6 protein-coding genes and 1 CRISPR repeat array are annotated in these 8,826 nt (G+C 53.5%); all 6 genes read left to right on the forward strand.

The window, feature by feature from the left end; translation table 11 throughout:
• The first annotated feature begins 38 nt into the window (after positions 1-38).
• Positions 39-1,037 (forward strand): CRISPR-associated endonuclease Cas1, encoded by a 999-nt coding sequence (gene cas1, locus VJ464_23870; protein ID HKQ08184.1) that lies wholly within the window; start codon positions 39-41, stop codon positions 1,035-1,037.
• A 149-nt stretch (positions 1,038-1,186) separates the two neighbouring features.
• Positions 1,187-1,495 carry a CRISPR-associated endonuclease Cas2 gene (gene cas2 / locus VJ464_23875; GenBank protein ID HKQ08185.1) on the forward strand — a complete coding sequence of 103 codons (309 nt, stop codon included), beginning with the start codon at positions 1,187-1,189 and terminating at the stop codon, positions 1,493-1,495.
• Positions 1,496-1,506: 11 nt separating this feature from the next.
• The gene (locus tag VJ464_23880; GenBank protein ID HKQ08186.1) at positions 1,507-2,310 is read left to right on the forward strand and encodes a hypothetical protein; all 804 of its coding nucleotides are present in this window, start codon (positions 1,507-1,509) and stop codon (positions 2,308-2,310) included.
• Positions 2,307-2,627, forward strand: coding sequence for a hypothetical protein (locus VJ464_23885; GenBank protein ID HKQ08187.1), 321 nt, complete (start codon positions 2,307-2,309; stop codon positions 2,625-2,627). Before VJ464_23880 ends, VJ464_23885 begins: the two co-directional genes overlap by 4 nt.
• Complete coding sequence (locus VJ464_23890; protein ID HKQ08188.1) at positions 2,624-4,054, forward strand: reverse transcriptase domain-containing protein; 1,431 nt, start codon at positions 2,624-2,626, stop codon at positions 4,052-4,054. The genes VJ464_23885 and VJ464_23890 overlap by 4 nt, the downstream gene beginning before the upstream one ends.
• Positions 4,055-4,148: 94 nt before the next feature.
• On the forward strand, positions 4,149-4,427 hold the full coding sequence (gene cas2, locus VJ464_23895; GenBank protein ID HKQ08189.1) for a CRISPR-associated endonuclease Cas2: 279 nt from the start codon (positions 4,149-4,151) through the stop codon (positions 4,425-4,427).
• Between the two features lie 285 nt (positions 4,428-4,712).
• A CRISPR array of direct repeats spans positions 4,713-8,500; the repeat unit is 37 nt; unit sequence CTTTGAATTGAAGACGCGATTGATAGCGGATTGAAAC.
• Positions 8,501-8,826 lie beyond the last annotated feature (326 nt).

The raw sequence follows: 8,826 nt of genomic DNA on the forward strand, positions 1-8,826 counted from the left end.
TTGCGGCGGACTGTATTCCGAACCCTTGAGGAGACGGCATGGCCACGCTTTACATCACTGAACAACACGCGACGCTGCGCAAGGAGCAGAATCGCCTGGTCGTCGAGCGCGACGGCAACGCGCTGATGGAGATTCACGATTTCAAAGTCGAGCGCGTCGTCGTCTTCGGCAATGCGCAGCTTTCGACGCAGGCGATGGCTTACTTGCTCGAACGCGGCATTGATACGGCGTTCCTGAGCACGCATGGGCGCTTGAAAGGCCGGCTGGCGCCGATTGAATCGAAGAACGTGCCGCTCCGAATCGCCCAGTACGAACGCTCGCGCGACCTGTCATTCGCGCTCAATGTGGCGCGGGCGATGGTCGCAGGAAAGATCGGCAACTGCGCCGAAGTCCTCACCCGCCACAACCGGAATCATGCCGAGAGCCGCCTGCAAAACGAAATTGATCAGCTCACCGTGTCAAGCCAGAGGGCCAGGCGCGGGCGCGGGCTTGAAACCCTGCGCGGCATCGAAGGCACGGCCGCCGCCATCTACTTTCCAGGCTTCGCCCGCTGTCTGCGCCGCAACTTCAACTTTCAAAAACGCACGCGGCGACCGCCTGCCGACCCGGTGAATTCGCTGCTCAGTTTCGCTTACAGCCTGCTTTATAACGAAGCCATCAGCGCCTGTGCCGCCACCGGCTTTGACTGTTACATCGGCTTCTTTCACGCGATTCACTACGGGCGCTGTTCGCTGGCGCTTGATCTGATGGAGGAGTTTCGCCCGCTTATCGCCGACCGTCTGGCGCTCAATCTGGTGAATCTCGACATCATCAAAGCTGATGACTTTCACAAAGAAGATGGCAAAGGCTTTTACTTGAACGACGAGGCGCGCAAACGCTTCCTGCGCGAGTACGAGCGTATGGCAACCAGCGAATTCGCGCACAAGCAAACCAACGAGCGAACCAGCTTGCGGCGCGCGCTCTACGGACAAGCGCTGGTTTTGCAGAAGGCCATTCTGCACGGCAGCGATTACCACCCCTTCGACGGCTGGCGCTAGCCGGCGGTGCGTCGCGCCGCCGCAGCGAGGAGGCGACACGGAGACACGGAGACGCGGGGACACGGGGAGGGGGCGACGCAGCGACAGATATGCTTGCTAAAGTGATCTTCCATCCCCGCGCCCTCGCGTCGCGACTGGAGGGCATCTTGATGGATCGAAGGTCAAGCCAAGCGCAGCGGGCGACACTCATCGTCGTCGCTTACGACGTGCGCGACCGGCGGCGATTGCGCCGCGTGGCCAAGATGATGGAGCAATATGGTAGCCGCGTGCAGTTCAGCGTCTTCGAGTGCCGGCTCGATAAAGAACGAATGGCGCGCCTGTTTGCCGACATCAAGCGCGCCATCAACCGCCGGCAGGACAAAGTAACCGTGATCACGCTCTGCCAGTCCTGCGTGCATCGTTCGGAGCGATTCGCCGAACAGGGGTTTACCGCCGATATGGATGTCTATGTTTGCTAACGGAGACCGCGATGAAGAATCTTCTGCACACCATTGAAAATGTCCGCAAGCGCCAGACGAGTGCCTGTCCATCAGCGACAAGGGCTGATGATGTGCGCGACAATCGAGCGGCGACTTCCGTGCAGCGGTCGCGGCTCTCGCGGTTCTGGCGGCGAGTGATTCTCGGCGTCGCGCTGCTCGTCGGGCTGTTTCTGATTTACCGGCTGCTGTGGCTGACCGCCTGGGTATTGCCCTATGGGCTGATCTCCAGCTACCTCGCAGCGCGGCTGCCGATGCTGGCCTCATGGCAGATCGAAACGATGGCGCTGCTGCTCACGGCGCTGGTGCTTGTGCAGGTGGGAACCATTCTCAGCTTCGTCTTTTTCGGCAAGCACAAACGCCTGATGCTCTACTTCGCGCTGGCGCTCGCTCTGATGCACGGCGCGATTGGCTGGTACGGCTACGGCAGGCTCGCCGTCGATGAAAGCGGCCATGTGCGCGTTCGCGTCGTCGAAGGCACGGACGGCCAGCTCAAAGTCATCGAACACGATTACGACCCGGAGACCGGCAGAGCGGCGCGCTGGGCGACGGAAAACGATCTCGTGATGCTCGACCTTGAGCGTCGCGGCATCCGTGTCAAGCGCGTCGGCGCGGCGGGGCCGTTTCGCTCGCCGCAGGGCACGATCATCGTTTATTACACGCGCCGCAGCGATGGCCGCATCGTCTTGTACACCGGGCCGCGCAGCAGCGAAGTCAACGGCGACATGGGCCTCGCCAACAACGAGATCATCCGCGAATTCCTCGCCCAACAGAACGCCGCAGGGAGGAAGCCATGACAGGGCTGAAGATTACCCGGCTCAAACTGACCGAGGCGGCAGCGGCGCAATTCGAGGCGTTGGGGCTGACGCTTGCCGACCTGGTTTGCGTCATCTGTTTTGCGCGCAAGATACAGGACAGTGATGCGCAGACCTACCGCTTCGACATCGAGCGAGTCCCCGCTGACATTAGAAGCGAGTTGCAACATCTCGCCGGCGTCGAACTGCGCGTCATCTCGGGCGCTATCGTCGGTGCGACGCGGCTGGCCATGAATGAAAAGAGCACGCCCGGTTTCCTGACAGGTGCCGGCTGTGAAGCCAAGGAGGAGAAGCGATGATGAACGATCCCATTATCCGCAATGTCACGAAGAACCTCATGCCATCGAGCCTGCTCCGGCAGATCGCCGCACGCCCGGCGCTGTATCAGGCGTGGCGCAAGGTCAAAGCCAATCGCGGCGCGGCAGGGATTGATGCCGTCGGCGTTCACGCCTTTGAGCGCGACCTCGACGCTAACCTCGCGGAGCTGTCGCGCAACCTGCTTGATGGCACTTATGAGCCGCTGCCGTCGCGCTATGTGCAGATTCCCAAAGACAACGGCAAAGCGCGCGAACTGGCGATTCCGACCGTGCGTGATCGCGTTGCGCAACGCGCCGTCCTCGACCGTATCGAGCCGTTGTTCGAGCCGCAAATGCTCGACTGCTCATTCGCTTTCAGAGCCGGGCGCTCGGCGGAGATGGCCGTGCAGCGCATCGTCGTCGCCCGCGCCCAGGGCCGCCGCTGGACGGTTGATGCGGACATCCAAGACTTCTTTCCTTCGATCAATCACCAGCTGCTTCTTGAAGACTTGGCCGCTGTCATCGACACGGAAGACGTGCGGCATTTGATCAAGCTCTGGCTCGACGCCGGCGCGCTCGATGGCGCGCGCCCGACGGCAGGCTTTCTGGCGCGCTGGCGGGCGACGCTGACGGATGCACATCTGGCGGTGCGTGAAGCGATGAACGGCATGTTCAAAGATCTGCTATCACAAAAACTGGGGGTTGACGGCGACGCCCTTTCTGCCAACGCCTTCACTGATGAAGCCTTGCTCGAAGAGGATGCCGTAAGCGGCGAGATGGCAAGCGCAAAGCCGTCGCCGGGCAAAGCAGCGGTGCGGCGTCTGGTACAGGACGGGCTATTGCTGGCGATAGCCGAGCGCGCCGCCTTGCGGGGGCTGCTTTCCGCGAAAGGGTTGGGATTGGGCGGTGCCGCAGTCGCGCTGGCGCTGGCCACCCCGCCTGTCGTCAGAAAGTTGCGCGAGATGGCCTCACCAAAGACCGGCGCGTTGCAAGGCGCGCCGCTGTCGCCGCTGTTATCGAATGTCTATCTGACGGCGTTCGACAGGGCGCTTGTGGCGCGCGGTCATAAGTTGATCCGCTACTGCGATGACTTCGTGATTCCCTGCGCGAGCGAAAGCGAAGCGCGCCAGGCCTTCGGCGACGCCCGTGAGGCTTTGAAAGCGAAACGCTTGCAACTTCACTCGGAGAAGTCGCGGCTGGTTTCGCCCACGGAAGGGTTTATCTTTCTCGGTTATGAGTTCACGACGGCGGGCCGCGTCGTGCCGCCACCGAACATCCCGGAAGTCGTCGCCCGGCGCGTCGTCGAGTTCACCGACCAGACAATGAAGCGCTTTGCTGGCAAAGCTTCGCGGGTAGCGGTGCAGACGGAAAGCCGCGCCAGGAGCGCCTTCGGGCAAATCAAAGAGCGCCTCAAGAAAGGCAGACCGTAACCGAATGGTCATTTGTCCTTTGTCAGTTGTTAGTGATCTCAATCGTTGGGCAGTAACCGAAAAGCCGTGACCAATGACCAACAACGAATGACCAATGACTAAAATCGTTATCATGTATGACATCTCGGATGACCGGACGCGAACGAAACTCTTCAAGCTGTTGAAGCGTTACGGCGAGCCGGTGCAATTGAGCATCTTCGAGGCGATCATCAGCGAAGCGCAGTTCGCCGAGATGCGCGGCGAGGTTGCCCGCGTGATTGGCAGCGATGCCGCTCAGGTACGTTATTACGAGATCTGTCAAACCTGTGATCGTGGCATCGTAATCTTTGGCCAAGCCAGGACGACCGTTCTCTCTGCGGTGTATATCGCCTAAGCATCTGCCTGCCGATTTTTCTATGTCAAAACCGGCTCTCGCAATTGACAAACGCTTTGCGCCGGAATAAAGTAGCCGCACTTGTAAAACAGCTCTAGCTAACCCCATGAAAGCGAAAAATGGGGGGAGGTTAGCCAGAAGTAGCTAACTGTTGAGATATTTGAAAATAGAATAAGAATCCCCCTTGAAAACAATTTGAAGGAACGATGATTTTGCGATGAAAAAACAGGGTTAGCCGGAATGGGCACTTAAAGCCCTGAAAATAAAAGCCGCAAAATGGGGTATCTTTGAATTGAAGACGCGATTGATAGCGGATTGAAACTTCAGACCTTGAGAAGTCGGGCCATCGCTTCGAGTGCTTTGAATTGAAGACGCGATTGATAGCGGATTGAAACTCGGACCAATCCGGAGTATCAAGAAGCAGGCACTCCTTTGAATTGAAGACGCGATTGATAGCGGATTGAAACACGCCGCCGCAGTCGATGTAGTGCAACATTCGGAGTTGCCTTTGAATTGAAGACGCGATTGATAGCGGATTGAAACGGAAAGCGAAAGCAGAAGTACGAGCGCAAAAGCACTTACTTTGAATTGAAGACGCGATTGATAGCGGATTGAAACTTAGACTATTTTTATAGCTCTGTCCAAGAGCTTTTTCTTTGAATTGAAGACGCGATTGATAGCGGATTGAAACTCGTTTCCCACCTGAAGTGGCCAAAAGAGATAGGACTTTGAATTGAAGACGCGATTGATAGCGGATTGAAACACGACGAAACGTTGTGTCTCGGGTTGAAGCTGTTGGCTTTGAATTGAAGACGCGATTGATAGCGGATTGAAACATCGTGCCCGACGGTTGTAGGCGAAGTTTATCTCGTAGTCTTTGAATTGAAGACGCGATTGATAGCGGATTGAAACAAGCCCTTGCCGCTGCGCTCCCACAGCTCGCCGTTGTCCTTTGAATTGAAGACGCGATTGATAGCGGATTGAAACCGTCGTAATCCAGACGTGCAGTCCGTAGATGGCCTGCTTTGAATTGAAGACGCGATTGATAGCGGATTGAAACGCGCGGGTAGCCCCATCATCGACGGTCTTTACTGTACTTTGAATTGAAGACGCGATTGATAGCGGATTGAAACGTTGAAAGCCGCGGGGAGACTATCGTACTTCTTCTCCTTTGAATTGAAGACGCGATTGATAGCGGATTGAAACGCGTCCCCTGGGTCGAGGAGTTGAATGTGACCACCGGCTTTGAATTGAAGACGCGATTGATAGCGGATTGAAACACAATGTCCCTTCATTCAAGTTGGAGTTTGTTTTAGACTTTGAATTGAAGACGCGATTGATAGCGGATTGAAACTCAAGCCGCCCGAGAAGTCCCGTACGCGACAAGCTCTCTTTGAATTGAAGACGCGATTGATAGCGGATTGAAACACCGGCGTGTGATTGATTTCGAACCCACCGGGGTGACTTTGAATTGAAGACGCGATTGATAGCGGATTGAAACATAACGATTGCGGGGATGAGGCCACGGACGGTTTCGCTTTGAATTGAAGACGCGATTGATAGCGGATTGAAACCCGAGTTGATCTGCAAATCTCGTCGGAACTGATGCTCTTTGAATTGAAGACGCGATTGATAGCGGATTGAAACGAATTTTCAGGCCTTCCACGCCCATGCCTTGAAAGCTCTTTGAATTGAAGACGCGATTGATAGCGGATTGAAACTCAAGAATGACCCACATAGATAGGGCAATGCTTTGCTTTGAATTGAAGACGCGATTGATAGCGGATTGAAACCGGTCGAGTTCTCGATCAACACCGTCAGTGACGGGTCCTTTGAATTGAAGACGCGATTGATAGCGGATTGAAACATGAACGCGACGCTGACAGTCAAACCAGACAGCAAAATCTTTGAATTGAAGACGCGATTGATAGCGGATTGAAACCTGGATGGGCGCGAGTACCCGAAGTGGGACCAGACCCTTTGAATTGAAGACGCGATTGATAGCGGATTGAAACGATAATCTCTCAACCTAGCCAAGGCCCCCTCAAAAAACTTTGAATTGAAGACGCGATTGATAGCGGATTGAAACCATCTTGTCCGTGCCGTCGGTGCCGCTGTTGTGGTGATTCTTTGAATTGAAGACGCGATTGATAGCGGATTGAAACAAAATTCGTATTGATTTCCCTAGGCCACTCATTTCCTTTGAATTGAAGACGCGATTGATAGCGGATTGAAACGCCTTCCTCACTGAGCTTTGCAAGTTCAGTTGGAGAGCTTTGAATTGAAGACGCGATTGATAGCGGATTGAAACGTAGAAGAAGGGGGGTGTGCCGGTTGGCAGTAATATCCTTTGAATTGAAGACGCGATTGATAGCGGATTGAAACGCGAGTAAAGTTGATGCGAACGCCAGCAAACGTGCTCTTTGAATTGAAGACGCGATTGATAGCGGATTGAAACGTAGGCGACAGTTTCCTCCTGCAACAGTTCTTTGAGCTTTGAATTGAAGACGCGATTGATAGCGGATTGAAACTGATGACATAACGTCAACTCGCACCTTGCTGAAGCCCTTTGAATTGAAGACGCGATTGATAGCGGATTGAAACGTGATGATTGCTTTTAGAGAAGCATATCTCCCTCTCTTTGAATTGAAGACGCGATTGATAGCGGATTGAAACCCACGTAGACCTGTCCCGGCAGTTTCAAGGCAGCTGTCTTTGAATTGAAGACGCGATTGATAGCGGATTGAAACGCAATAACCTTTGATTTTTGAAAGATCATAAACTATCTTTGAATTGAAGACGCGATTGATAGCGGATTGAAACTGCATGCAATTGCTAACCATCCCAGTGGCGCTAGGAACTTTGAATTGAAGACGCGATTGATAGCGGATTGAAACCCCAAAGAATATTGTCCTTGCGAGGATCATTCTCTCTTTGAATTGAAGACGCGATTGATAGCGGATTGAAACCTTTTGGTAATCGTCAAGAGCATGAGACCCGTCCTTCTTTGAATTGAAGACGCGATTGATAGCGGATTGAAACAGATGGCCGCAATGGCGAAGAACTCAACCGTTTGCACTTTGAATTGAAGACGCGATTGATAGCGGATTGAAACCCCAGCGTGTGCCGGGGCAAAACAAGGGAAATTTCCCTTTGAATTGAAGACGCGATTGATAGCGGATTGAAACATTGGGAGAGAAGAAGCGTACCGCCAGAACAGGCTTGGCTTTGAATTGAAGACGCGATTGATAGCGGATTGAAACCTCACCATTTCGCAGAGCATCGTTGTGCTCGGCCTTCTTTGAATTGAAGACGCGATTGATAGCGGATTGAAACGCAAAGGGATCACGATCATCGCTTCGGCTTTAAGTTCCTTTGAATTGAAGACGCGATTGATAGCGGATTGAAACGTCGTGATCCATGGAACTTGAGTCGGCACAACGACACTTTGAATTGAAGACGCGATTGATAGCGGATTGAAACACCGGAAATGACGGTTGCACCCAGTGCACTAAAGGTAGCCTTTGAATTGAAGACGCGATTGATAGCGGATTGAAACAGCCAGCGCTTCGGTCTTCTCGCCTGCACGACGGGTTGCTTTGAATTGAAGACGCGATTGATAGCGGATTGAAACCCACCGAATTGTTGCTGCAATTGCCTTCCACTCCTCGCTTTGAATTGAAGACGCGATTGATAGCGGATTGAAACTGAGCGAGGATCGCTCAATGTACTAAGCTTCCTGTTCTTTGAATTGAAGACGCGATTGATAGCGGATTGAAACGACTGCCTGGATTGTCACCGTAAACATCCTCCTTACTTTGAATTGAAGACGCGATTGATAGCGGATTGAAACAGGGTGAAGATCTTCCCCAGGCGCGTTCTCAGCTTTCTTTGAATTGAAGACGCGATTGATAGCGGATTGAAACTGACTGTCACTGTTGCCTCCGGTGACAGCCATCCGCTTTGAATTGAAGACGCGATTGATAGCGGATTGAAACACTCATTCGGCGGATAGAGCAGATCCATAATGTTGCTTCTTTGAATTGAAGACGCGACGGATCTTGATTGCTTTCCGTATCTCAACCAGATGTTTGAGAACGCGCACCTGCCCCTTCATAGGATTCTTATATCCTTTTGATAAGTTGAATACGCGGCCTTCTCAGATGCTTTATTACCTCAGGAAACTTCATCAGACCTGGCACCCTTATCCGAGTGATTATGGTCTTCGGTGAAACCCTCGTTATTGTATGTATATTGCCTAAGTACATGACAAAAGTTGAGTAACTTGTCGAAATGCAATCTGTTGGATGCGATCCGCAAGATTGCATAAGATGTGCCGCAAATGATTCAATCCGTAGCGAAAAATACTTCTCGCCAGTCGTCCATGCTTCTTGGTCGT

This window comes from Blastocatellia bacterium, from assembly GCA_035275065.1.
GTDB lineage: Bacteria > Acidobacteriota > Blastocatellia > UBA7656 > UBA7656 > DATENM01.